The organism is Acinetobacter calcoaceticus, from assembly GCF_900520355.1.
In the GTDB taxonomy this organism is placed as follows: Bacteria; Pseudomonadota; Gammaproteobacteria; order Pseudomonadales; family Moraxellaceae; genus Acinetobacter; species Acinetobacter calcoaceticus_C.
In genome coordinates this window covers 2,477,273-2,501,204 of record NZ_LS999521.1, presented here as the reverse complement: position 1 = coordinate 2,501,204, position 23,932 = coordinate 2,477,273, and the positions used below count along the sequence as shown (strand labels likewise).

At 37.6% G+C, this 23,932-nt stretch carries 27 protein-coding genes; 23 read left to right on the top strand and 4 right to left on the bottom strand.

The genetic code is table 11. From position 1 onward, the window contains the following. The first annotated feature begins 38 nt into the window (after positions 1 to 38). From AC2117_RS11970 to AC2117_RS11930, 8 genes are all read left to right on the top strand, one after another. The gene (locus tag AC2117_RS11970; protein WP_133974345.1) at positions 39 to 272 is read left to right on the top strand and encodes a hypothetical protein; all 234 of its coding nucleotides are present in this window, start codon (positions 39 to 41) and stop codon (positions 270 to 272) included. Beyond that, positions 269 to 484 carry a hypothetical protein gene (locus AC2117_RS11965; RefSeq protein ID WP_133974343.1) on the top strand — a complete coding sequence of 72 codons (216 nt, stop codon included), beginning with the start codon at positions 269 to 271 and terminating at the stop codon, positions 482 to 484. The genes AC2117_RS11970 and AC2117_RS11965 overlap by 4 nt, the downstream gene beginning before the upstream one ends. Positions 485 to 871: 387 nt before the next feature. Then, entirely contained in the window at positions 872 to 1,576 is a 705-nt protein-coding gene (locus AC2117_RS11955; protein ID WP_133974339.1) for a hypothetical protein, read from the top strand. Positions 1,577 to 1,717: 141 nt separating this feature from the next. Next, a complete protein-coding gene (locus AC2117_RS11950; protein ID WP_227549199.1) occupies positions 1,718 to 2,035 on the top strand; it encodes a hypothetical protein in 318 nt (105 codons plus the stop codon). A 175-nt stretch (positions 2,036 to 2,210) separates the two neighbouring features. Further along, complete coding sequence (locus tag AC2117_RS11945) at positions 2,211 to 2,405, top strand: hypothetical protein (protein ID WP_133974337.1); 195 nt, start codon at positions 2,211 to 2,213, stop codon at positions 2,403 to 2,405. 252 nt (positions 2,406 to 2,657) lie between these two features. After that, positions 2,658 to 3,116 carry a hypothetical protein gene (locus AC2117_RS11940; RefSeq protein ID WP_042897347.1) on the top strand — a complete coding sequence of 153 codons (459 nt, stop codon included), beginning with the start codon at positions 2,658 to 2,660 and terminating at the stop codon, positions 3,114 to 3,116. Between the two features lie 307 nt (positions 3,117 to 3,423). Then, on the top strand, positions 3,424 to 3,768 hold the full coding sequence (locus AC2117_RS11935) for a hypothetical protein (protein WP_133974335.1): 345 nt from the start codon (positions 3,424 to 3,426) through the stop codon (positions 3,766 to 3,768). 125 nt (positions 3,769 to 3,893) lie between these two features. Further along, positions 3,894 to 4,838: a DUF4424 family protein gene (locus AC2117_RS11930; RefSeq protein WP_133974333.1), complete on the top strand. Its 945-nt coding sequence runs from the start codon at positions 3,894 to 3,896 to the stop codon at positions 4,836 to 4,838. 124 nt (positions 4,839 to 4,962) lie between these two features. Here AC2117_RS11930 and AC2117_RS11925 read toward each other — a convergent pair whose 3' ends face one another. Further along, complete coding sequence (locus AC2117_RS11925) at positions 4,963 to 5,568, bottom strand: DoxX family protein (RefSeq protein ID WP_133974331.1); 606 nt, start codon at positions 5,566 to 5,568, stop codon at positions 4,963 to 4,965. 163 nt (positions 5,569 to 5,731) lie between these two features. On the opposite strand from AC2117_RS11925, the gene AC2117_RS11920 reads away from it, so the two are divergent. The 14 genes from AC2117_RS11920 to AC2117_RS11855 all read left to right on the top strand — a co-directional run bounded on the left by AC2117_RS11920 (position 5,732) and on the right by AC2117_RS11855 (position 20,456). After that, a complete protein-coding gene (locus AC2117_RS11920; RefSeq protein ID WP_133974330.1) occupies positions 5,732 to 6,040 on the top strand; it encodes a hypothetical protein in 309 nt (102 codons plus the stop codon). A 69-nt stretch (positions 6,041 to 6,109) separates the two neighbouring features. After that, positions 6,110 to 6,973, top strand: coding sequence for a DUF692 domain-containing protein (locus AC2117_RS11915; protein WP_133974328.1), 864 nt, complete (start codon positions 6,110 to 6,112; stop codon positions 6,971 to 6,973). Beyond that, positions 6,924 to 7,679, top strand: a complete 756-nt coding sequence (locus AC2117_RS11910; RefSeq protein ID WP_133974326.1) for a DUF2063 domain-containing protein — start codon at positions 6,924 to 6,926, stop codon at positions 7,677 to 7,679. The genes AC2117_RS11915 and AC2117_RS11910 overlap by 50 nt, the downstream gene beginning before the upstream one ends. A gap of 2 nt (positions 7,680 to 7,681) precedes the next feature. Then, complete coding sequence (locus tag AC2117_RS11905) at positions 7,682 to 8,302, top strand: RNA polymerase factor sigma-70 (RefSeq protein WP_133974324.1); 621 nt, start codon at positions 7,682 to 7,684, stop codon at positions 8,300 to 8,302. Further along, entirely contained in the window at positions 8,296 to 8,475 is a 180-nt protein-coding gene (locus AC2117_RS11900) for a zf-HC2 domain-containing protein (protein WP_197730910.1), read from the top strand. Before AC2117_RS11905 ends, AC2117_RS11900 begins: the two co-directional genes overlap by 7 nt. Positions 8,476 to 8,566: 91 nt before the next feature. Beyond that, a complete protein-coding gene (mumR, locus tag AC2117_RS11895) occupies positions 8,567 to 9,478 on the top strand; it encodes a LysR family transcriptional regulator MumR (protein WP_133974320.1) in 912 nt (303 codons plus the stop codon). A 340-nt stretch (positions 9,479 to 9,818) separates the two neighbouring features. Continuing rightward, on the top strand, positions 9,819 to 11,072 hold the full coding sequence (locus AC2117_RS11890; protein WP_003650999.1) for an NRAMP family divalent metal transporter: 1,254 nt from the start codon (positions 9,819 to 9,821) through the stop codon (positions 11,070 to 11,072). A gap of 34 nt (positions 11,073 to 11,106) precedes the next feature. Further along, positions 11,107 to 11,871: a LamB/YcsF family protein gene (locus AC2117_RS11885; RefSeq protein ID WP_133974318.1), complete on the top strand. Its 765-nt coding sequence runs from the start codon at positions 11,107 to 11,109 to the stop codon at positions 11,869 to 11,871. Positions 11,872 to 11,873: 2 nt separating this feature from the next. Further along, positions 11,874 to 12,689, top strand: coding sequence for a putative hydro-lyase (locus tag AC2117_RS11880; RefSeq protein ID WP_080592901.1), 816 nt, complete (start codon positions 11,874 to 11,876; stop codon positions 12,687 to 12,689). A 33-nt stretch (positions 12,690 to 12,722) separates the two neighbouring features. Beyond that, entirely contained in the window at positions 12,723 to 14,306 is a 1,584-nt protein-coding gene (locus AC2117_RS11875; RefSeq protein WP_133974316.1) for an urea amidolyase family protein, read from the top strand. Then, entirely contained in the window at positions 14,306 to 16,024 is a 1,719-nt protein-coding gene (locus AC2117_RS11870; protein ID WP_133976341.1) for an acetyl/propionyl/methylcrotonyl-CoA carboxylase subunit alpha, read from the top strand. The genes AC2117_RS11875 and AC2117_RS11870 overlap by 1 nt, the downstream gene beginning before the upstream one ends. Positions 16,025 to 16,327: 303 nt before the next feature. Continuing rightward, a complete protein-coding gene (locus tag AC2117_RS11865; protein ID WP_133974314.1) occupies positions 16,328 to 17,548 on the top strand; it encodes a chloride channel protein in 1,221 nt (406 codons plus the stop codon). A 243-nt stretch (positions 17,549 to 17,791) separates the two neighbouring features. Next, the gene (locus tag AC2117_RS11860) at positions 17,792 to 18,928 is read left to right on the top strand and encodes a J domain-containing protein (protein ID WP_133974312.1); all 1,137 of its coding nucleotides are present in this window, start codon (positions 17,792 to 17,794) and stop codon (positions 18,926 to 18,928) included. Between the two features lie 973 nt (positions 18,929 to 19,901). Beyond that, on the top strand, positions 19,902 to 20,456 hold the full coding sequence (locus AC2117_RS11855) for a TetR/AcrR family transcriptional regulator (protein ID WP_133974310.1): 555 nt from the start codon (positions 19,902 to 19,904) through the stop codon (positions 20,454 to 20,456). Between the two features lie 56 nt (positions 20,457 to 20,512). On the opposite strand, the gene AC2117_RS18925 is transcribed toward AC2117_RS11855, so the two are convergent. The 3 genes from AC2117_RS18925 to yddG form a co-directional block, all read right to left on the bottom strand. Then, the gene (locus AC2117_RS18925) at positions 20,513 to 20,746 is read right to left on the bottom strand and encodes a hypothetical protein (protein ID WP_016138616.1); all 234 of its coding nucleotides are present in this window, start codon (positions 20,744 to 20,746) and stop codon (positions 20,513 to 20,515) included. Positions 20,747 to 21,160: 414 nt separating this feature from the next. After that, positions 21,161 to 21,592 (bottom strand): SRPBCC family protein, encoded by a 432-nt coding sequence (locus tag AC2117_RS11845; RefSeq protein WP_016138615.1) that lies wholly within the window; start codon positions 21,590 to 21,592, stop codon positions 21,161 to 21,163. 140 nt (positions 21,593 to 21,732) lie between these two features. Continuing rightward, a complete protein-coding gene (yddG, locus tag AC2117_RS11840; RefSeq protein WP_133974308.1) occupies positions 21,733 to 22,653 on the bottom strand; it encodes an aromatic amino acid DMT transporter YddG in 921 nt (306 codons plus the stop codon). A 203-nt stretch (positions 22,654 to 22,856) separates the two neighbouring features. On the opposite strand from yddG, the gene AC2117_RS11835 reads away from it, so the two are divergent. Further along, a complete protein-coding gene (locus AC2117_RS11835) occupies positions 22,857 to 23,807 on the top strand; it encodes a 3-hydroxyacyl-CoA dehydrogenase NAD-binding domain-containing protein (RefSeq protein WP_133974306.1) in 951 nt (316 codons plus the stop codon). Positions 23,808 to 23,932: the final 125 nt, after the last annotated feature.

Below are 23,932 nucleotides of genomic sequence, written 5' to 3'. Positions count from 1 at the left end.
TATTAATATTTAGCCTTGTTAATATAGATCCATGAATTATGAAATACTCTACACAAGATGCATTAGATTGGTTAAGTCAAGGTATTGACGGTATTAGAAATTCATCTAAAGAAGATAAAGTTAGTAATTACGCTTTGGGTTATGATATTGGCTTTCTTTATGGCACATTACGCACGTTATTAGTGACTGGCCATATCACACGTGAAGAATATAATAAACTCCATGCAGAATTAACGGAAACTCGTCAGGCTAGACTAGATGGATCTGAATGATAAGTAAAAAAGGAGTAATGATGAAATCAATAATGATTAAAGTCATTGATATAAAAAGTAAAGATACCTGCGACCTGCTTGCGGAGTTAGACCATGATAATAATGTAGTAAAAATATATAACTCTTATGGAAACAGACTAGAGATTGGAGCTCAAAATAGAGTCCGTTATAACAAAAAATGGTGGTCTTTTGAGAAAAGACAAGAAGGATGATTGCTTGTTTTACCCATATGCATTTCGGTCATTTATTTCCAATCAAATACTCGTTTTATAAATTAAATTTTAACGATAAAAGAGCCTTACTATTTGCAGTCAAGAGACGATCCAAGGTTTAGCTTGTCACGAAATTTTAACTTGATATTTAACTAAGGTAATTTTAGAATCCGCCCAACTAATTTTTAGGAGCTTCAATGTGAGTACTTGTTCGAGTGACGATAGTCGATCGGTAATAGTCTAAGTATCCACTGAAGTCCTTACAGACCTCTTTTTGTGGATGCAAGAAGAGGTTTTTTATTTTCATCTTTTCATTTCTATTATTAGCCCATGATTTAATCATGACGGGTTGTAGTACTCGCATATGCTCCATAACTTATGGGAGTGATGCCAGTGGTATTTACTTTAAAGAAACGCTCACTTATTTCAGGTTTCTGTTTATTGGCTTTATCTAACGCTAGCCATTGTGGACGACCTATGGTTGTTGACGACGCAGCTCTTGTTTCACCAAAAACATGCCAACTCGAAACATGGATGCAGCATAATCCTGACAACAAAGAATATTGGGCAATGCCTGCCTGTAATTTTGGTGGTAATTTTGAATTTGCTGTAGGGCTGGGAAGAGTAAACGATGATACTGAGCACGTCAGCTATGCAACCTTACAAGGTAAAACCTTATTAAAGCCTTTAGAAACCAATGATTGGGGAGTTGGTTTTTCTTTTGGAACTCAAATGAATACTAAAGATTCTTCAAACAAAGATTGGACTGTTAACGTTCCATTAAGTGTTTCTACTTTCGATGATAAATTTTTAATCCATGCCAACCTCGGTTGGTTACGTGAAAATACCACGCATAAAAACCAGACCACGTGGGGCATTGGAACCGAAACACAACTTATTCATCCATTAACGCTCACTGCCGAAGTATATGGTAATGACCGAAATGACGCCTTTTACCAAACAGGATTTAGATACATGGTCTATAAAGACTTTGTTCAGTTAGATGCAAGTTATGGCAATCAAATTTCTCATCAGGATAATGCTTTTTTCTCTGTCGGATTTGTATTCCTAACAAATGCTTTTTTACCTTGATGGTTTAGGAATATCTTTATCTATCAATAACTGTGACAGATTCTAACTTTTTATAACATGTAAATACGACTATTCTAATTGGACTTGAGCACAATCTTTTGAAGTGTTCCTCTTTTAGTTAGATTTTTAGGTATTTAAAAAATGAATAAAATGCACGTAACTTTAGCGGTAATTATTGGCTTAATTGTTGGTGGAGTAATCGGCGCTCTAGGCTACTCTAAAACTGCTGCACGTTATGACGCCATGACCACAGCATGTGTAATGGTAAACCAAGCGGTTGAACATGGGATCTTGAAACCTGAACAAGTAAAAGAGCTAGGTGAGCTCACAGGTCAAAGCCTTAAACAAGATTATGAGTCGGTTGCATCTAAATTCAAATTCTCTGAAAAGCAATTAGGTAACGCATCTGAAGGTTCTAATTGTAGTCAGTTTATTGTTGGGGTAAATGCCGCACAATAACCATTCAGAAGCCCACAGTAAGTGGGCTTTTTTTATAATGTTTAGTTAGGGCAGCTACAATATTAACTGAACATATCATTTATAGACTGCTATAATAATGATCAATTCAAAATCTGAAATATAAGCTTGCCTAAAGGCAGGCTTTTTGTATATGTAAACAAGTCTGCTAGGAAATATGAAACGTTATCTAAAACAAATTCAATCAACAACATCTAATTGGACAACAGAACAAGACTGTTTCTTGATAGAAAATAATTCTCTTCCAATTCACGAACTCATAGAACATTTGCCTTTTTCTGAGGAAGAAATAAGAGTGCGTAGATCTGTTTTGGGTTTGATTCGACGGGATAAGCAGATGAAAGCATATTAATTTTACCAAGTGGTAAAAAATAATATGAAAGTAAATGTTTCTAATTATCTCTATTCAACCATTCATTTTGCGGATGAGTTATCAAAACCATAATTTTTTTAAGAGTTTTTTTGGTGCACATTACACAAACACTTAAATACTTACAGACAACATTAATAAGATTACCTTTACTTACGCTTCTTTAAGCATAATCAAAGTCATAAAAGATTTTTAGATCAGCACTTTATAACAATAGTACGGAGAGAGAGGTTAATGCCAAAGTATCTAGCTGTAGCCGAAAAGGTTTATAAAAATATTAAAAAAGATAGCTTATTCACTGATGACATTACTCAGAATCTTAACTGTTTAATTAGTCAGATTCGAAAAGCGATCAAGGGAACTGAGTTTAAGCTCAAGTTCAACTATATAGATTTTGAAGAGAACTTAACCAAACCTTTAAGTGAATGCAAAGTTCAAATTGACTTGAGTGTCATGCCGAAATTTACCAATGAGGGCGAATACCTTCTTTGGCTAGCGGGTTTTATAGAGCGCATCACAGAAGGTGGAAAACCTAAATTGCCTCCAATTTCACAATTTCTTCCACCAGGTTTTAAGATGTCGAAAGATGCATTTCCTGTATCTGTAGCTCCTCAAAAAGAAGAGCATGCGGACATGATTATCAATTATTTTAAATCTGAGGATTTTATTAAAACCAATAAAACTCCTTCATAAAAGAATATAGAAGTGACGGTCCACCACACTTCTATATACTGCTGGTTTAACTTCAGCGACCGCCTTCTGGGGCGGTTTTTTTTTCTCTAAAAATATTCAGATCTGCTTTTTTTAGCTGCCTAACTTTAAATCTAGAAAACATTAAATGTGTGCAAATATTAAAGTAACTTTTATTCTCATATATAACAAAAGGTTAAGTATATCTATTGGTAAATAAAAAATACATTTTTCACATAAGGCATGTTTTAAGTAACGCAATTAAACATTTAGCTGTTCATAATCTTTAAAAAAAGAGAATGTGAATGATATGAATGAAAATGCCGAGCTAATAAAATACATAGACGTTGCTGAAAACGTATATGAACGTATCTATGAAAATAACCAAGTTTCAAATAACTTGATTGTTAACCTTAATCGAATTATGGCTGAAATCAAAAAGCAAGCTGAGGAAAAAGATCTAAAATTAAAGTATCACTCTATCGACTTTGAATATTGCCTGAGTTTGCCTTTGGCAGATAGAGATGTAAAAATTGATCTAAGTTTGATTCCTCATTTTGAACATCGGGATGAATGCATTTTATGGCTGACAAATTTTATTGGAAAAATTAGTGTGCAAAAAAAGATGATAAGGCAGAAACTAAATTTTCATTAAAATTAATTAGATTTTAAGTGTATGAACGAGCCGTCTTTAGACGGTTTTTTTGTGGTTCAAATATATAATATGATTTACCTTAGATTGACATTCCATAATTAGAAAATGACATAGAGCACTTTAAAATGAAAAAGCTTGTAATCACCTTTGCTGCATTGATTCAACTATCGACCTATAGCGTAGCCAATGATTCTACGGGCTATGTCGGTACGGGCGGGATTCAATATCTCAAAAATTCGCAGATTGCCATGCAAAGCGAAAATCTATTTATTAGTAAAAAACTAATTAAGGTCGATTATCTCTATAAAAACCTAAGCAATAAAGAGGTCACTGAAACCATTTTATTTCCCTTACCGCGTATTGATAATTTCTTTGAGTCTGATTTTGCCCATACAGAAGAACTTTTAAAAAGTTTTAAGATTGTGGTTGATGGTAAAAACATACAACCAGACATGCATGTCAGAACGTTTATTCAAAAAGATGAAAAATCGCCACTCATTGATGCAACGGATGAGTTTAAGCAGTGTGGTTTTAGTCAAAAGGATATGTTAAACCCATGGCTGCGTAATAACTATGATTATGAATATTATGTAGATAAGTTAAAACAATGTAAGACACCGAATATACAGAAAATCTTAGTCAATTTTAAAAAAGATGATGTGATTCCTTGGTCATCTCAAGTAATTTATAGTTGGAAGCAAACCTTTAAAGCCAATAGTTTGACTAAAATTCACCATGAATATAAACCTTTGGTGGGTGGTTCTGTTGCCTTATATCCCGAGGAAGATAGCCGACAATTTTGTATGGATAAGCAATTTAAGCAGGGCTTAAAAAAAGCCAGTGCAGAAAATTCGCCGTTTAGTGCTTTGGGCTATATTTTGACAACTGGTGCAAATTGGGCAAAGCCTATTGAAAATTTTAAGCTAACCATTGAGCGTGATAAAAATGAACTAGTTTCATTTTGTTGGGATGGACAAGTTAAAAAAATAAGTCCGACTCAATTTCAAATGACCAAAACCAAGTTTGTACCTAAAAGAGATCTAGATATTATTTTTGTGAGAGTTAGATAATTTCATACAAGCTTCGAATTCTCCCCAATTGCCTCACTATTGATTGTGTGTCATGAGCTAAACATGGCACACAATAAGAAAAAGATACTCAATGTTGCCGCCATGAGGGTTCTTAACGTAATGATTAATTAGACAGTTTCTTTTTAATCCAATAATCTAAACTAAAATAACGGCCGCCTCCAAGAACAAGCAGTGCGAGAAGCATGACTAAATACGTAGTGGCAAACTCAATTCCATTATTTAATATTACAAACGAACCATTGGAAGTGAGCCAGTCATAATTGCCGTAGGTTTGTAATATTTGGCGAGCCTTCTCTAACTTTTCAGCTGAAGCCAACACCTGCATGTTTGCAAAGGGTGCATTTGGATCAGCAATCGCTTGCCATCCATTTGGTAGATGTACCGTAAATATAGCAACCAACATCGTAATAATGAGGGGAATACTAATTAAGCGAGTAAAGAGGCCAAATGTTAATAGTATTGCGCCCGCGAGTTCAGTTGTTGTTGCAAGCAGGGCCATTAGATATGGAAAGGGAAGTCCTAAACCTCCATCTGAGTTGCCAAACCATTCTACAATATCATTGAAGTGCATTAATTTATTTGTGCCTGCCATCCAAAATATAGGCACTAGATACAATCGAAGAGCCAGAGCTGCGATGCCATCTGCATGTTGTAGAGTTTTACCCAGTTTTTGATAATATTGAGATAAACCATAAATAAAATTCTTCATGATAATTTCACATCCGATGCGATTGAATATTAATTAGTCGGATAAAGACTGTATTTCTTACATAAATTTTTTTTTATTTACGGTGTAATAAAAAAGGATTTGGTCCGTCTAACTATACGTACAAATGTACAAACCGAGAATTTATCTTTAAAGGAATACTAAAATGAATAAACTCAACTCAAGGACTTCAGTGGCGGCATTATTAGCACTAACAGTTGCTGGCGCTACACAAGTGGCGGTAGCAGCAACCCATACAACAACCGAAGCATATGCAACCAAAGCAGCAGATGGAAAATGCGGTGAAGCAAAATGCGGTGCTAGCAAAATGAAAAACCACGAAAAGTCTGCCGAAGCAAAATGTGGTGCAGATAAAAAAGCAGCTGATGGAAAATGTGGAGCAACCAAAAAAGCAGCGGACGGCAAGTGCGGTGCAGATAAAAAAGTCGCTGACGGTAAGTGCGGCGCTAAGTAAACAATCTGATCATGGATGATGTCGGCCTTCTGGTAAGTGTCGGCATCGTTTCCAAAAGGAGAAATCACCATGATGGATTTGTCAGGCGTAGGGCTTGGTTTAAGGCGTGATTTTATAGATTCGTTTTTAGATGCAAAAACATGTCCGGACTTTATCGAAGTTGCTCCTGAAAACTGGCTAGGTTTTGGTGGACGACATGCAAAATTACTCGCACAGTGTGCTGAAAAAGCGCCATTAATTTGTCACGGCTTGTCATTGTCTATTGGCGGTCCTCATCCACTGAATCTTGAATTTATCGGCAAAATAAAAAGCTTTTTAGAACAATATGATGTCTCTATTTATTCTGAACATTTAAGTTATACAAATGATGGCGGCTATTTATATGATTTGTTGCCAATCCCCATGACCGAAGCGGCTGTTAAATATGTGGCTGAACGTATTTTACGTGTGCAAGATATTTTAGGAAGAAGATTAGTCATAGAGAATGTTTCTACTTATTTAATGCCCCATGCTGAAATGAGTGAAGCGGAATTTATCCGTGAAGTTCTTCAATGTGCAGACTGTGATTTGCTTCTGGATGTAAATAATGTCTATGTCAACAGTATTAATCATGGCAGTGATGCATTTGGATTTATTCGGGAGATGCCAAAAGAGAGAATCCGTTATTTACATATTGCTGGGCATGAACAAGTTCAGAAAAATTTATTAATTGATACGCATGGCGCAGAAGTTTGTGATCGCGTATGGGAACTATTGAGATATACCTATCAAGTATGTGGTGTGAAAGCAACTTTACTTGAGCGCGACTTTAATATTCCATCATGGCGAGAGCTAGAAGAGGAACTAGCCAGAATTAAAATAATTCAACAACAGGAGAGTGGCTATGAAGGAAAATCAAATATCCTTCCAAACCATGCAACAACAGTTTTGTGACTGGATTAGAGATCCTGATTTGGAATTACCTCAAGCTCTTCCTGCCGAGCGAATGCAAATTTATCGGGACTTGCTTTTTAATAATGTCAGCTCATTTATTGAGTTAGTTTATCCCGTAGCTCGTGCGATGTTGCCAGAATTAAAGTGGCAACAATTACTCTCGGAATTTTTTAAAAAAGCCCAGTGTCGCTCACCTTTGTATAATGATATTTCTCTGGAGTTTAGAGAGTATTTGACAGATCAGCAGCACCCAATATTGCAAGAATATCCTTGGTTGGCTGAGTTGTTGCAGTTTGAATGGCTTGAGTTGTATTTAGATACTGTTGAAATTGAAAAAGTAGTCTTGCAGGAAAACTGCGATTGGCAGTTAACCACCAAGATATGGGTATTGGTTTATCAATATCCCGTTTATACGTGGACAACTTTAATGACTCCAGAACATGCTGAGCCTATACTGGGAGCGATTATGGTCTGGCGAGATGAACAAGACAATGTATGTATTGAACAGCTTTCGCCTTTGTTTGCTATTGTGATTGAACAGTTGACTCAAAATGTAAAGCTAACTGATCAAGATATTCATACATTCATTCAATCTGTACTCACTGACTTGTCTGAATATCACATTTATCTGCAAATTCAAGAATTAAAAGCACTGTTAATTCGACTGCGATTAATTCACGTTCCCCATGATTTTAAAGAGGTATAAGGATGACTTCAGCCGTAGCATCAGATCATGAAGAAATAGGGGATCAGCTGCATAATCCAGCCTTTTTACAAGACTTAAGACAGCAAATGATAAAATTTGCTTTTTTACAGCTTTCCTCGCTTCCTCAGGCTGAAGATGTGGTGCAAGAGGCATTAACAAGTGCTTTCCAACATTTAGATTCATTTAAAGGACGTGCTGCGTTTAAAACATGGGTGTTTGCCATTTTAAAAAATAAAATTATTGATGTGATTCGGCAAAAGTCACGTTTGGTCGCAATGAGTGAATTATTTAAGGATGAGGAAAGTGAACTGAGTATTGATGCACTGTTTGATGCTTCTGGACATTGGCATAAATATGAAGCACCTCAAGCATGGCAAAACCCTGAAGAAATGATGGAGCAGACAGATTTCTGGATAATTTTTGAAGCTTGTTTAAATCATTTACCTGCCAAATATGCTCAAGTTTTTATGTTGAGAGAAGTGATAGAGCTGAGCTCCAACGAAATTTGTAGCAAGTTGGAATTGTCTATCTCAAACTTTAATGTGTTGATGTATCGAAGTCGTACCCGACTAAGGGAATGTTTAGAAAATAAATGGTTATTGAAGGAGGATTGTTCATGCTGACATGTCGACAAGCCACTCAACTGTTGTCTGAAAAGCAAGATAAACCATTGTTATTACGTGAGCAAAGTGGTTTACAGCTGCATTTATTGACCTGCCGGTCATGCCGCCGTTATTCAAAACAGATCAAAACAATTAGTCAGCTTTCTAAAGCATTTAAAAGTTTTGATGGCTAACTTTAGTTAAAAATTTATTTATTGCTAGCCTAATCACGCTAAGAACTCCCATACTATAAAAGTAAAGGAGTTTTTTAAGACAGGATGAAACGTGAATTTAAAGAATCTTGAAGCATTTTATTGGGTTGTGACTTTAAATAGCTTTAATAAGGCTGCAATTAAATTGCAAACAACCCAGCCTGCGGTATCTCAAAAAATCACATCTCTTGAAAATGAACTAGGTTTTAAAGTTTTAGACCGAAGTTTGCGAAAATTTAAACTGACCCACAAAGGCATCACATTATTTAAATATGCTGAAAAGTTTATGCGTTTGGAGACTGACCTTGTCGCAGAGCTTACAGAAAACCAGCACCTGACCGGAACAATACGTTTAGGTGTTTCCGAAACAATTGTTTATACGTGGTTGGTTGAATACATCGAAAAAGTTCAACAAGAGTTCCCAAAAGTTTCGGTGGAAATTGTGGTCGATCTAACACCCAATTTACAAGAAGGTGTTCGGACAGGGGACTTGGACATGGCCTTTTTGCTTGGACCAACTTTGGCTTTTGAATGTATTGAACAGGCATTGTGTGATTTTGAACTGAGTTTCTTAGCTTCACCGTCATTTAAAGGGTGCGTAGCTCAAATGTCTTTTAAAGCTCTCATGTCTCATACCATTTTAACTTACCCAAAAATTACCTATCCCTATAAAGAATTGAAAGCAAGAATGAAAGAACTGGGCGTTGATGAACCACTTTCAATTACCAGTTATTCATTAGCAACTCTGTTGCGTTTAGCCGAACAGGGCTTAGGCATTGCTGTAGTGCCGACCTTAACGGCGTTGAAAGAAATTATTGATGGTCGACTAGAAATATTAAATACGCCCATTCAGTTAAAGACATTTCATTTCACCTCGATCTATATTCACGGGAATGACGTTGCCTTGAAAGAGAAATTGACAGAGGTTGCGGTTAAGGTCTCGGAAAGTGCCATGAAAAGCCTTAATGAAAGAATCCAAAAATAAAAAGTTCGAGCTATTTTTCTCGATAAATTTTTAGCCTTCAAACAGCTGCTTGAGTGTAAAGCCATAAAAGCAGCTTATGTAGCTCGATAAGTAAAGCTTATCCTGATTTTTTAATAAATATTAAATGTTTTAAAATCATATATTTGAGTTTTTTATTTTATGTAAAAAGTCTTATTGTCCGTAGGGATTAGCTATGTTTTTATTTTAGATACAAGATTTGATCACCGATTGTGTTGATTGGGGAACAGGGAATCTTTGTCATTTAAAAGGATTAAAGAATATCGTTTGGGAAAGAAATGGTGTTCTTGGTTCAACTTGCAAATAGCGTTGTTAAGCTCAAATGGATGAGGAACGCATTAATATGTCTTTACTGAAATCTTCTTTTTTATCAGATCGCCAATGGGCCATTGTTGCCTCAATCTTTATGATGGCGACCTCTGCAATGGGGCCCGGATTTTTAACCCAAACTGCTGTATTTACAGTCAAGTTAGGGGCGGCATTTGGCTTTGCCATTTTAGTTTCCATTCTGATTGATTATGTGGTTCAACAAAATATTTGGCGAGTGGTCACACTCACTCAAATGCGTGCATCGGATATTGCCAATAAAGCAATTCCCGGCAGTGGTTACTTACTGGCTTTTCTGGTCATTCTAGGTGGTTTTTTCTTTAGTATTGGTAATATTGCAGGTGCGGCTTTAGGTCTAAATGCGCTTTTTGGCCTAGACACAAAGTGGGGCGGTATTTTAAGTGGTGCATTAGCCATTTTGATTTTTGCCTCAAGAAAAGCAACGCTTGCCATGGATAAAAGCATGATCGTGTTGGGATTGCTTAAAATTCTCCTGATCATTATTGTTGCCGTGATTGTGATGCCTCCTGTGGGACAAGCTGTACATCAAACCTTTGCTCCAGACCAGATCGACTTCGCCATTATTACGACCATTGTCGGCGGTACGGTTGGTGGCTATATCTGTTATGCAGGCGCACACCGGTTACTCGATAAAGGTGCTGTTGGCCCTGAAAATATTGATGAAGTCGCTAAAGCTGCAACCAAGGGCATTATTGTTGTCGGCATCATGCGCTATGTGCTGTTTTTAGCATTCTTAGGTGTGGTGGTGAGTGGTGCAAATATTGATTTAGCCAGCCATGATGCCAACCCAGCAGCTCAAGCATTCCAATATGCAGCGGGCACATTTGGTTTTAAATTATTTGGTTTGATTTTCTGGGCAGCCGGTATTAGTAGCACTATTGGTGCAGCATATACTTCAGTGTCGTTCTTTAATGTGTTTAAAAAGAACTTAACACCAAAACAAAACAACTATACGACCATTACCTTTATCGCATTGGCTTTATTGCTCTATGTGTTATTGGGTGCAACTCCAGCAGGTCTACTCATTTTCGTAGGTGGTTTTAACGGATTGGTGTTGCCAATTGGCCTTACAATTTTTGTGTATGTTGCCGCGTGCCGTAAAGATTTAATGGGTAATTATAACTATCCAAAATGGTTGCTTATTTTGGGTGGATTAACATGTCTGTTGACGTGGTGGATGGGTTATATGTCGTTTACGACAGTGTTTAACTATTTGACGAAGCTTTAAGCCAGACTTTGTTCAGTAATAAAGGAATGATGCCATGTTTGTAGATTTAAATAGTGATTTGGGTGAGAGCTTTGGCTCATGGAAAATGGGCAATGATGATCAGATTTTACCTGTCGTGACCAGTGCCAATATTGCTTGTGGCTTCCATGCTGGCGACCCGCTCGGCATTTTAAAAACGGTTCGTAAAGCAGTTGAGCTTGGCGTGACCATTGGTGCTCACGTGTCTTATCCAGACCTTGTTGGTTTTGGTCGCCGTAATATGGATTTGTTACGTGACGAATTGATTGCCGATGTACTTTACCAAATTTCTGCACTCGATGGTTTGGCAAAGGTAGCAGGCTCAAAAGTGCAATATGTTAAACCGCATGGCGCGCTCTACAACACCATTGCACATGACCAAGCTCAAGCAGCAGCCGTGATTGATGCAATTAAAATGTATAACCCTGAATTGGTGCTAGTGGCTTTGGCTGGATCAAACTTAGTGGAACAAGCACGAGCGGCTGGTTTAAAAGTCGTGTCTGAAGCATTTGCTGACCGTGCGTATAACAGCGATGGTTCACTGGTGTCTCGCCGCCTAGAAGGTGCGGTGTTACATGACTCAGCATTTGTTGCCAGCCGTGTGGTTTCAATGCTTAAAAATGGTGGAGTTGAGTCAATTGACGGTGTATTTACCCCAATTCAAGCCGACACCATTTGCCTACATGGCGACACCGACGGTGCGTTAGAAATGTCGGCAGCCATTAAAGCCGAGCTTGTAAAAAACAATATTGAAATCCGCCCGTTTGTAAACAAAGCATAAGGATGAGCACAATGTATAAGGATATTAAAGTCGACCCAGCTCAGCTTGAAGCCGCTTTAGATGCGCGTTTAAAAATCCGTGCAGGTTTTGATAAACCAACAGCAGGTATGGCTGCGGGCATGACTCAGGTCAACATGATTTCAGTGCCAAAAGAGTGGGCTTACGATTTCCTTCTTTACGCACATCGTAACCCGCAAAGCTGCCCAGTGCTTGATGTGCTCGAAGAAGGCATCTATGCAACAAAGCTTGCTGCAGACTCAGACATCCGCACCGATTTCCCACGTTATCGCGTTTGGAAAGATGGAGAAATGGTCGATGAAGTGACCGATGCAAGCGAGATTTATAATGCCCATCCAGATTTGGTGACTTTCTTAATTGGTTGCAGTTTTTCGTTTGAAACGGCTTTGCAAGAAGCGGGTATTGAAGTTCGCCATATTCATGACGACACCAATGTGCCGATGTATTTGAGCAATATTCAGTGCCAGCCAGCAGGTCGTATTTCAGGAAACATGGTGGTTTCCATGCGACCAATTCCATCTCATCAAATTAGTGAAGCGGTAAAAATTACCGCGCGTATGCCAAGTGTGCATGGTGCGCCTGTACATATTGGGCACCCTGAAAGCTTAGGGATTTTGGACGTAAACAAACCTGACTTTGGTGATGCTTCTCGTATTGAAGCAGGTGAAATTCCAGTGTTTTGGGCTTGCGGTGTAACGCCTCAAGCGGCAGTCATGAACTCAAAAATTCCTTTTGCCATTAGTCACGCACCGGGCTACATGTTTATTACAGACATTCCTGACCGTGCTTGGATTGGCTGATTGGACTAAAGAAGAATTAAAAAGGATAAGCAAATGCGTTTTTTATCGGTAAACGCCGATTGTTTTCTGATTGAGCTTGCGAGCCTAGAAGAAACTTTGGCGTTGTACAATAAATTGCAAAATACGCAATTGAATGGAATTAAAGACTTAGTCCCTGCTGCAAAAACAATTTTGGTTTTTTTTAACGAGATCGAAACCAATTTTAAAACGCTGGTTGCTTCAATTCAGGGCCTCAAAATTGATTCAGCGTTTGAGCGTAGCGGCCAGGAAGTAATTGTACCGATCCGTTACGATGGTGAAGACCTTGCTCAAGTTGCAGAGTTACAAGGTTTGTCTGTGGCAGATGTGATTAGAAAACATCACCAAAGCGTTTGGAATGTCGCTTTTATTGGTTTTGCGCCGGGCTTTGCTTATATGAGCAGTCCCGATCGGCCTTTTACCGATATTCCGCGCTTAACAGTTCCGCGTAAGAAAATACCGTCAGGTTCTTTGGGTTTGGCTGGAAAATACTCTGGTATTTACCCAAAAGACAGTCCGGGTGGCTGGCAGCTTATTGGTACAACATCGGAAAAAATGTGGGATTTAGAGCGTACAAATCCAGCACTACTTTTACCGGGCATGACCGTACATTTTGAAGATGTTTCGCATAGTCCAATAACCGTAAATGTACAGCAGCAAATTACTTGTACGGTTGAGCCGAAACAATCTACGCCACTGTTTACGATCACTGCGCCGAGTCTACAGATGCTCATTCAAGATGAAGGACGCGTAAACCAGACCAATATTGGCGTTGGGGTTGCAGGTGCAATGGATCTGTCGGCCATGCATAGTGCTAACCGAATTGTGGGTAATCCAACCGACACACCCGTAATTGAAGTTTTAAACGGTGGCTTAAAAGCCAAAATGCAGCATGCAGCCGTGATTGCGGTTGCAGGTGCCATTTCAAACATTCGTGTGAAATTTGCAGATGGTCAAACAGCCGACTTTGCAAGTTATCAGCCGATTGATTTGGATGAGGGCGATGAATTTCAAATTCAGCCACCAACAGCAGGTTTAAGAAACTATCTGGCTATTCGTGGTGGCATAGATGTTGAACCTGTACTCAATAGCGCCTCATTTGACAGCTTGGCGGTGTTAGGGCCAGAGCCTTTAAAGCTTGGAGATACGATTTATCAAGGACAGGTGAAGGCAGCCAACATTAGCGTAAATGAAGTAGGCAAAAGCGATTTACCAAAAGCTGGCGAAGTGGTTGAGCTAGATATTGTGATGGGGCCACGCACAGACTGGTTCGAACAAGACAGTATTGAACTGCTGTGTCAGCAAGAATGGCTCGTGACCAATGAAAGCAACCGAGTCGGGCTAAGACTTTCAGGGGAGCAGCCTTTAACGCGCAAAATTACCCATGAACTAGAAAGTGAAGGCACATGCATTGGTGCTTTGCAGATTCCACCGAGCGGCCAACCAGTTTTGTTTATGAATGATCACCCTTTAACAGGCGGATATCCGGTCATTGGCGCTGTTGCTAAACACCATTGGGATTTGGTGGCGCAGATACCAGCAGGTTGCCACATCAAATTTAAAAAAATTGCCGAATTTACAGATTTTGAGAATGAATGATGAATACAGAAAAATTATTGATTGCTAACCGTGGTGAAATTGCCGTTCGTATTATCCATGCTTGCCGTGATATGGGCATTTCATCGGTCGCGTTATATGCAGATGACGACATTGGCAGCATGCATGTCGAACTCGCAGATGAAGCATGGGGCTTGGCTGGTGCTACCGCCAGTGAAACCTATTTAAATATTCCAGCCATTATCGAAGTTGCAAAAAAATCGAAAGCGACTATGGTTCATCCGGGTTATGGCTTTTTGTCTGAACGTGCTGAATTTGCCCAAGCTGTAATTGATGCAGGCTTAAAATGGGTAGGTCCATCACCAAGTGCCATTGAAAAACTGGGCGATAAAATTGAAGCACGTAAAATTGCCGCTTCAGTGGGCGCACCATTAGTTCAAGGTACGCAAGACCCACTCAACAATGGCGATGAAGCTTTAGAGTTTGCTAAACAATTTGGTTTGCCCATTGCCATTAAAGCCGCATTTGGTGGTGGTGGCCGCGGTTTAAAAGTTGCGTGGAAACTCGAAGAAGTGAAAGAGCTTTATGAGTCGGCAGTACGAGAGGCAAAAGCTGCCTTTGGCCGTGGTGAATGTTTTGTCGAGCAATATTTAGATAAACCGCGCCATGTAGAAGCCCAAGTCATTGCCGACCAACACGGTAACATTGTCGTACTTGGCACACGTGATTGCTCGTTGCAACGCCGTAACCAAAAATTAGTCGAAGAAGCACCAGCGCCGTTTATCAGCGATGAGATTTATCAAAAAATTTTAACCTCGGCAAAAGACATTTGTCAGGCTGCAAATTATGTTGGTGCGGGAACGGTTGAATATTTACTGAGTCGTGATGGAAAACTTTCATTTTTAGAAGTAAATACCCGTTTGCAAGTTGAGCACCCAGTTACTGAAGAAACGGCAAAAGTCGATTTGGTGGTTGAGCAAATCCGTGTCGCACAGGGCCATGAACTTTCCATTAAAGAAACACCTAAAGCACAAGGCCATGCGATTGAGTTTCGAATTAATGCCGAAGACCCAGCACGTGGTTTTATTCCGGCGTTTGGTGTGTTGAGCTTGTTTGAGGCGCCGTTTGGAAACGGTGTACGAGTGGATACAGGTGTTCGCACTGGTTCATTAGTATCGAGTCATTTTGATTCGCTCATGGCAAAACTGATTGTGACTGGTCCAACCCGTGAAGTTGCAATTGCCCGTGCTAAACGCGCTTTAAAGCAATTTAAAATTGAAGGCGTGGCATCAGTATTAGACTTTCACCGTGCGGTATTAAACGAACCTGACTTTACAGATGAGTTTAATGTACATACGCGTTGGATTGAAAATGACTTTAAACAAGAGTTAAAGCCAACCAAACGTGGTATTCCAAACCACCAACAACCGATGTTACTTAGTTACATTGAAATTGATGGCAAGTTACACCGCTTAGGTTTACCAGCGGGCATGTTTGCACAAGGCCCTGCAACAACAGCTCAAGCACAAACTAATGAGCCAGAAGTGAGTGCCGAGCATTTACTTGCCCCAATTAATGGTGTGATTAGCGCTTGGAAAGTCGAAAATGGTAAACAAGTGACAGAAGGGCAAGTGGTTGCGATTATGGAAGCCATGAAAATGGAAGTGCAGGTGCTTGCCCACCGTAGTGGAGCTATTCAGATTAGCGCAGAGAAGGGCGCGACCTGCCATGCAGAAACTGTGATTGGGAGTATTAATTAAGTTTAAATAAATGATTTCGCCTGACTAGATTTTAATTTAGTCAGGTCAGTCGGAATATATTTTTATCGATCAAGTAAATTAGCTATTTTTGACAGTTGTCGTTAACCATTTTCAACTTGAAAGCTTGTGCTGGTTATGAGATATTTATCACAGTTTAGTGATATCAAAATTAATCACTGTATAAAAGCTCGCTTATGCGGGCTTTAATTTTTAGCCCAGTTTAAGCATTTCTCACTTAATGAGCTGGCAGCATAAAAAAATTGAGAATTTATCATCCACTCAAAGGCGAATTGAAGAACGCGAATGAAAATTCTACCTTCATCTGAATATGATCAAATTCTAAAATACAGTGTCTATTGGCTCGTCATATCGATTGTGATTGGAGTCGTCGCGGGGCTAGCATCGACTTTAATTTTTGTCGCTTTTGATATCTCTAATAAAGTAAGAAGCCTGCATCACTGGCTCATTTATTTCTTACCCTTTATCGGGTTTGGTATTGGTTATCTCATTAAAAAATATGGATCACCCATTGAACGGGGAACACATTTACTGATTGATGAAATTCATCAACCTAAGTCGTTTATTCCGAAACGAATGAGCCCTATCATTTTTATCACTTCAATTTTAACGCAGTTGTTTGGTGGTTCGGCAGGGCGTGAGGCGCCAGCCGTTCAGCTTTCAGGTGCTTTAATTGATCACTTGAGCCACATATTAAAAGTCTCGGAAGATAACCGAAAAATTTGTTTAATCGCCAGTATTGGTGCGGGCTTTGCAGGGGTGTTTGGCTTGCCTCTGGCGGGTGCAATCTATGGTTTGGAAATTACTGCTTTAGGTAATTTAAGATATTCAGCCATTTTCCCATGTTTTGTGTCGGCCTTAATTGCTTCGACCATCCCTGAGCTATTCGATATTGTCCACCCACATATTTTTTATGTGATTAGTGAGTTTCCTGCCATTCATTTTGGCACGCTCATGAACTTAATTGTGGCAGGTCTGATCTTTGGTCTGGTTGCACGTTTCTTTATTGCTGCAATCCATTTTGCCAGTGACGTCTTTTACAAATACATTCGTTATTTGCCCTTAAGAACGATGGTGGGTGGTATTGTCATTATGCTACTTACTTTGTTCACCGCACATCAGCAATACAATGGTTTGGGTACAGATAAAATTATTTCATCTTTTTATGTGCCCATTGAGTTTTACGACTTTTTTAACAAAACCGTTTTTACCGCTATTACTTTAGGCTCAGGTTTTAAAGGTGGTGAAATTACGCCATTGTTTTATGTGGGGGCGACATTAGGTAATGCTTTAGGGGCCGTTTTAAACTTGCCAATTTCATTGCTTGCAGGCTTAGGCTTGGTGAGTCTTTTTTCGGGGACAAGTAAGGCACCGTTAACGTCTATTATTTTAGCGATTGAATTATTTGGAATGAATGTCGCGACTTACGCCATCATTACTTGTTTGTTGGCAGCGCTATTTTCTGGGGATTGTGGGTTGTATCGCCGTAAGAAGTTGATGGATTAGTACGTGATTCATGAGAAAAATTAACTTGATTTATTTTTAAATCAGTTAGTTCTAATAAAAAATAATGCTGATTCTTTAGTAGAGTTCTATCTTCGTATACTGATTTAGAAGCTTTCCTAGACAAACTTATTTTTTACTAAAAAAATTAGAAAGTGTACTATCTAGGATTAGATATGCTAAGAATCTAATTCAAAGATAGTTATAATATTAATATAAATTTTTACTAGGAAAAGGGGGTTTTACTTGAATACATTTATTAATTATTATGAGATTTTACATGTATCTCAAGATGCTCCAGTTGAAATTATTAGATTGGCTTATAAAGGTTTAGCACAAAAATATCATCCTGATCGTTACCAAGGGAATGATGCAAATGGAAAAATGCAATTAATTAATGAAGCATTTGAAGTGCTAACTAATGAAAATAAACGTAAAGAATTTGATTTAAAATTAAATTCTTTTAATCAACGAAAACAAAAAGAAAGAGATTTTCAAGAGTATCAAAAAAGAAAGAAGTATGAAGATTTTCAGCAGCAAGAGAAAAATAGTAGAAATTTTTCTAAAAATGATGATGATAAAGATAGAAGTCAGAAAGAAGCCAAAGCTTTTAACGTTAATATCAATATAAATATTTCAAAAGGGCTTTATATTTTTAAGCCATTTTTGAGTCTTTATAATATGATAAAAAGAAATAGCAAAAAAATTATTATATCGTTATCAATCTTAGGCGTAGGGATAATTTTTATTAGTACTATTCTATCAATATATGAGAATACAAGATACTCAGAAAACATTGTTACTGAAGGCCCCTTACCAGCTGAACAAGCTGATGAGACAGTGAATACTTTATATGCATCTACTTCTGAATCTGCCAGTACACCAGAATTAGTTAATACTACCAATGAACAGTCTAAAGTAATTCCATCTCGACCAGATCTAATGTATAAAGCTGTCCAAAGTGTTATTAATATTCAAGAAGAGAGCGGCATCATAGGTGTGGTCAAAGAAATTCATGACTGCTATATAGATAAAAAAGAGGATAGGCTTTATTGTCTATTCTTAGACTTGACAGCTAGAATGCTTGATTTAGGTGCTTCTCAGACAATGGGTATTATTCGTGATGATTACTTAATGGATGAACGAGTATTAAGTAGAATAAATAATAATTACTATATACCGAATAGTATTGATTCTAGTACAGCAACGGAACATTTACAGAATGTTAATGCAGAATTGGCAGAAATACTTAAAGCAAAATACCAACAAAAAGTAAACGAGATGAACTCTACTGATAAGCTTAATAAATCTGTTGAAGAGGAATTATCAGAAATAAATAATGATGAAGTGAAACCAGATCAGTCTTCTAGTAATTTAATCTAAATTTATTGAATCTTTTGAGATAATAGATAAAATTCTATTATCTTACTTTGAGATTTTAAATGTGATTAACATAAGTTATTTTATTGTTGATATGGAAATATAATATTTAAAACAATTGCTCTAATTTAATGCGAACAGGATTTTATATTCTTGACGATAAGAAAAGTGAATACTATCCTTGCTTTCTGGTAGGACGGAAAGAGGACATCTTAGGATGTGCTGGTCTCTTTGGCACCAGACTGCTAACTCTTTTTCGTTCTGCCACCATAACTATTTAGCAGAGATTAATAGGATTATATTTATTCCTAAGCCTATATTTAATTGTTATAACTAGACAAGTACTTCCTATATATCAATATTCAATTATTTTTTTAAATTTTTAAAATAATTTAGAACTCAACCGCTCTACTTTAATACGATTGTCATTCCGCACGCTTGACGACAACAAAAGCGAATACTATCCTTTGCGGGCTGGCCTACATTGCTAGCGGGTTTTAGCAGACCCTATTTAACAAAGACGATATACGAAGCCTTGTTTTGTGTATCGTGATCTCGTTCGCCCCCTTTTTCTCTACGGTAGGGCGGAAGGGGGACACCTTCGGGTGTGCTGGTTTCTTTGTTGCCAGTCTGCTAACCCTCTTTCGTCCTGCCACCATCATTTAGCAGTGATCGGTAGGATTTCTTTTGTTAACAAAGGAGTCCGCTATGCGTACTAATTCTTCTCATTTATTGGCCTTTGCCAAAATCTTTCCGTCCATACCAATTAAACAGTCTATAAAACGGTTTAATCGACTCTAGGTTTTCTACACCTTAAGAATCGTTACGACTCAAAAATCATAGCAACAATAAACCCGAGATAGGCGAGCACACCTTTAGTGCCGCTTTTGCATGCCTGTTTTTTAGCACTCATTTTAAGAGTGACGGCATTTCTATCTCTTTTAGATACAACAAAAAATTATTTTAAGCGGTATACATGAAAAATTTAGAATCTTCATTTAGAGCGCTGCGAGTGCTTCACGCAGCAAAAGATTTATTTAATCAATATGGCTTTCATAAGGTCGGTGTCGACCGAATTATTGCGGAAGCTAAAATTCCCAAAGCGACTTTCTATAACGACTTTCACTCAAAAGCACGACTGATCGAGATGTGTCTCACTTTTCAAAAAGATGCGCTCAAAGTAAAAGTATTTTCAATTCTTAATTCTTACCGTGAACAAATGGTGCTTGATAAACTCAAGCAGATTTACCTTTTACATGCCGACTTAAATGGCTTTTATCATTTGCCCTTTAAAGCAATTTTTGAAATTGAAAAGCTCTACCCAAAAGCCTATAGCATGGTGATTGAATATAGAACTTGGCTAATCAACGAAATTTATAAACTGCTTTTAACCGTCAAAACTACGGCTTCAATGAAAGACGCCCACATGTTTTTGTTCGTGATTGATGGGGCAATGGTTCAGCTTTTAAGTAAAAACAGTGTAGATGAGCGAGATAAGTTGTTAGATTATTTTTTAATAATGTTGTTTTAACTCTAAATCCACACACTTCTTAAAAATAAAAGCCCGTGGCTGGGCTTTTATTTTAATCAATCTAGTTCAAGTTGATCATCATCTTTCGTGACTTTGATTTTCATCTTTTTATATTTACGTTTATTTGGATCTAAGGCAGAGTTTGAGACTTCATCAGCAAATTTTGGATTCTGCATGAGTTTCGCATAGGCTCTGTAACCTATACGAATTCTGGTAGGTGGACAATCTGTTCTTTTGGAATAATATTCAATAAGTGAATTTAATTCCTTTAACAAGCACTGATGTTCCATTGTATGGATTATTTTCTAATAGTAGGTCATTTCAGCATACTGAACTTTAGAAAATTTCTAAAGATTTAATTGATATACATCATCTCTATAAAATGTTAATTGTTTAGCATTATTCTTGTTAAGTGTGAGTTAATTTGCTTTTTATCTCATCTTTCTGTTTTCTTTTAATCAAACAGTCATAACTAAGGTGTAAATTAATTTTAGAAAAAGAAAATAGATAGAAGATTGCCACGAACAAAAACTATTTAAGCAATTCTCTCAAACTGTAGAATTAAGCTGACTTTAACGAGTCGGCTTTTGTTTTTGTCATTAAGTTTTCGAATTTACTATTTTTAGAAATTGATATACCAATTCTTCAACAAATCTACTTAAAAATAAAAGCCCGATAAAGGGCTTTTATTTGATATATCTCAATTAAAACTTAAGTTTTTTAAGCCCACGGCTTACACCATTTTGTAAGGCTGCTTTAATGATTGGGCCAATAAAAGGAACACGACCTTTAAAGCTAATGGTGTAATCCAAGCGAGTACGGTTGTTTCCCAAGTCGCTAAATTTCATTACACCACGGTGAGCCTTAATTGGGCTAATGCCGCTGGTAATTGCATATTCGATGAGTTCATTTTCTTTGTAGACTAAATTTGTTTCTACAAATGAAGGGGTAAATGGAATAGACATCTTGCGTGCAGAGCCGACACCATTACGAGCGTCTTTTCCGTTGCTAATCCGAGTCACTTTAGCAGGAGCGAAAAGCTTGCTTAGGTTTTCATGTTCGCTCAAGATTGCAAAGACCTTGTCTATGGGTGCATCAAATTCTTGTACGATGTTGATTTTTTGAGTTTTTAACATCTTATTCCCTCTAGAAATAATTTTGACATGGACGATTGTCAGAATTTGGATGTTAGCACGCTTTTGGCAATGGGGGAATTCTAATCCGTCGGAGTTATCGTAAGTTTGAAAAAAGCATTGCAATAAATCTACAATGCTTTTTAGTCTTTTCTTAATTTTTTAAAGAAAGGTTGAATCACAGACCAGTTGGTTGAAATCCAGCAAATAAAGGAGCCAGCCGTAACCATGGCTGTTCCTTGCCAAAAGCTTAAGGACAATTGAGTTTGTAAAACAAACATTGCCAAAATAGATGAAATAATAGGGGTGAAATAAGAGGCAACCACAAGCATGGTAATGTTTCCATGAATGATGCCAATGTTCCATGCCGCATAGCCAAAGCCAATTGCAGCGGATGCAATTAAAAGGGTGATTACAGTTGGAATATCCATTGAAGGAATGGTGAATTGCCCAGAGAGAAGCAGCTTGAGCCATAGTGTGAGTGCGACACAAACAAAGAAAATAGAGATCGGGTTTTGCCCATTACTCATTTTTTTGGTGAGTACACAGTAAAAAGCCCAAATAATGGCACCTACAAATGCCAAAATATAGCTTAGAGGGTTGCTATGCAAATTATCGACAATGCTACTTAGACTAAAATCACCGCTTCCAGTTTGAATAAAAACAATGCCGGAAATTGAAATAAGTAAGCCGAAAATAATAAGAAAATTAAACTTTAATTCCTTAAAAATAACAAAAGCCAAAACCGTTAAACTCGGCCACAGATAGTTAACAATGCTAACTTCAATTGCTTGTTGAGGGCTTTGAGAATAAGCAATTGCAAATGAAAAACACAGCTCGTAAGCAACGAACAGAACTGTACCCAATATTAAATATTTTTTGGAAATCAGCTTAAAGTCTGGAACTCTGAAAATGATAAGTAACAGTAGCGCACTGAGAGTATAAATAAGCGTGACACCCATTTCCGGTCCAATGGCGGCACTGACTTGTTTCATCAGACCGACCATAGATGCCCACATGAGAATGGCGCTTAAACCAATCAATGTTGCTAGATTTTTTGACATAAAATTCAGTAAATAAAGTCTAAAAATGGTAAAAATTAAGCCGTATTGACGAAAGGAATAAAATTTTCAAGATAGGGAATATAGGACAAATTATATAAAATATAAACAATTAAATTTATTGATTGGTTGAATCTGCTATGTTTGTTTAAGTATTCAATTAGGTAAAGAAATTTCGAATAAAACAACATTTTTACGAGGAAAATATGGAAGTCATTAAAACGGTTGGTGTTGTGGGAGCAGGCGTCATAGGTGCAAGTTGGACGGCCTTATTTTTATATAAAGGATTTAAAGTTAAGGTTTATGACCCTTATCCTATCGATGAAGCAATCTTTAAAAAAAGAATATATAAAAATCTAAATGATTTATTGGCTTTAGATGAAAACGCTAAGCACGTCCATTCTCTACAAGATGTGTTGCTTAATCTGGAAGTTTTTAATCATTTAAAAGATGCGGTTTCAGATGTAGATTTTATTCAAGAAAATGCTCCAGAGCGTTTAGATTTAAAACAAAAGCTATATCAAGAAATCACGTCATATTGCCCTGAACACACTATTATTGCTTCAAGCTCATCGGGCTTAAAAGTGTCTGATTTTCAAAAAGAGACTCAATATCCTGAACGTATTTTATTAGGTCATCCTTTTAATCCTCCTCATCTTTTGCCTTTGGTTGAAATCGTTGGCGGTAATTTGACAGATCCACAAATTTTAAAACAGGCTTCTGAGTTTTATAAACAGTTAGGTAAGAACCCAATCATTTTAAATAAAGAAGTAAAAGGACATGTGGCAAACCGCTTGCAGGCTGCGCTATGGCGAGAAGCATTTTCTCTGGTTGAACAAGGCGTGTGCTCTGCCGAAGATGTTGACGTCGCGATTACCAGCGGGCCGGGATTAAGATGGGCGCTATTTGGTCCCTATATTAATATGCAACTCGCAAACCAAAAGGGTTTTAAAGAGGCGATTCACCATTTAGGTCCACCAATGACAGAGTGGTGGAATGACATGCAAGCATTTCAACATTCAGACGAGACAACGGATTTACTCGAAGCAGAAACAAATCAGCTTTTAGCCCATTATAAAGATAGAGATTTATATCAAACAAGAGACAAAGGGCTGGTTGATATTTTAAAGCTCAGACAGCAGCTCAAGTTAGATTAGGTTAGTTTTTAGGGCAGAGCCAATCATTTTATTATAGAGATGATTGGCTTTTTACAAGGTCAGATAAGAAAAACATCCCTCGCTGAAAATGATTGCTCATTCATTAATTGTTACTCAAATCTCTA

Coding starts and splice junctions, on each gene's coding strand:
- AC2117_RS11880 (WP_080592901.1), top strand. CDS start 11,874: ATGAGCACAATGTATAAGGATATTAAAGTCGACCCAGCTCAGCTTGAA.
- AC2117_RS11940 (WP_042897347.1), top strand. CDS start 2,658: ATGCCAAAGTATCTAGCTGTAGCCGAAAAGGTTTATAAAAATATTAAA.
- AC2117_RS11905 (WP_133974324.1), top strand. CDS start 7,682: ATGACTTCAGCCGTAGCATCAGATCATGAAGAAATAGGGGATCAGCTG.
- AC2117_RS11945 (WP_133974337.1), top strand. CDS start 2,211: ATGAAACGTTATCTAAAACAAATTCAATCAACAACATCTAATTGGACA.
- AC2117_RS11845 (WP_016138615.1), bottom strand. CDS start 21,592: ATGTTAAAAACTCAAAAAATCAACATCGTACAAGAATTTGATGCACCC.
- AC2117_RS11920 (WP_133974330.1), top strand. CDS start 5,732: ATGAATAAACTCAACTCAAGGACTTCAGTGGCGGCATTATTAGCACTA.
- AC2117_RS11950 (WP_227549199.1), top strand. CDS start 1,718: ATGAATAAAATGCACGTAACTTTAGCGGTAATTATTGGCTTAATTGTT.
- AC2117_RS11925 (WP_133974331.1), bottom strand. CDS start 5,568: ATGAAGAATTTTATTTATGGTTTATCTCAATATTATCAAAAACTGGGT.
- AC2117_RS11865 (WP_133974314.1), top strand. CDS start 16,328: ATGAAAATTCTACCTTCATCTGAATATGATCAAATTCTAAAATACAGT.
- AC2117_RS11965 (WP_133974343.1), top strand. CDS start 269: ATGATAAGTAAAAAAGGAGTAATGATGAAATCAATAATGATTAAAGTC.
- AC2117_RS11835 (WP_133974306.1), top strand. CDS start 22,857: ATGGAAGTCATTAAAACGGTTGGTGTTGTGGGAGCAGGCGTCATAGGT.
- AC2117_RS11930 (WP_133974333.1), top strand. CDS start 3,894: ATGAAAAAGCTTGTAATCACCTTTGCTGCATTGATTCAACTATCGACC.
- AC2117_RS11855 (WP_133974310.1), top strand. CDS start 19,902: ATGAAAAATTTAGAATCTTCATTTAGAGCGCTGCGAGTGCTTCACGCA.
- AC2117_RS18925 (WP_016138616.1), bottom strand. CDS start 20,746: ATGGAACATCAGTGCTTGTTAAAGGAATTAAATTCACTTATTGAATAT.
- AC2117_RS11870 (WP_133976341.1), top strand. CDS start 14,306: ATGAATACAGAAAAATTATTGATTGCTAACCGTGGTGAAATTGCCGTT.
- AC2117_RS11915 (WP_133974328.1), top strand. CDS start 6,110: ATGATGGATTTGTCAGGCGTAGGGCTTGGTTTAAGGCGTGATTTTATA.
- AC2117_RS11910 (WP_133974326.1), top strand. CDS start 6,924: ATGAAGGAAAATCAAATATCCTTCCAAACCATGCAACAACAGTTTTGT.
- AC2117_RS11900 (WP_197730910.1), top strand. CDS start 8,296: ATGCTGACATGTCGACAAGCCACTCAACTGTTGTCTGAAAAGCAAGAT.
- yddG (WP_133974308.1), bottom strand. CDS start 22,653: ATGTCAAAAAATCTAGCAACATTGATTGGTTTAAGCGCCATTCTCATG.
- AC2117_RS11875 (WP_133974316.1), top strand. CDS start 12,723: ATGCGTTTTTTATCGGTAAACGCCGATTGTTTTCTGATTGAGCTTGCG.
- AC2117_RS11885 (WP_133974318.1), top strand. CDS start 11,107: ATGTTTGTAGATTTAAATAGTGATTTGGGTGAGAGCTTTGGCTCATGG.
- AC2117_RS11890 (WP_003650999.1), top strand. CDS start 9,819: ATGGATGAGGAACGCATTAATATGTCTTTACTGAAATCTTCTTTTTTA.
- AC2117_RS11970 (WP_133974345.1), top strand. CDS start 39: ATGAAATACTCTACACAAGATGCATTAGATTGGTTAAGTCAAGGTATT.
- AC2117_RS11955 (WP_133974339.1), top strand. CDS start 872: ATGCCAGTGGTATTTACTTTAAAGAAACGCTCACTTATTTCAGGTTTC.
- AC2117_RS11935 (WP_133974335.1), top strand. CDS start 3,424: ATGAATGAAAATGCCGAGCTAATAAAATACATAGACGTTGCTGAAAAC.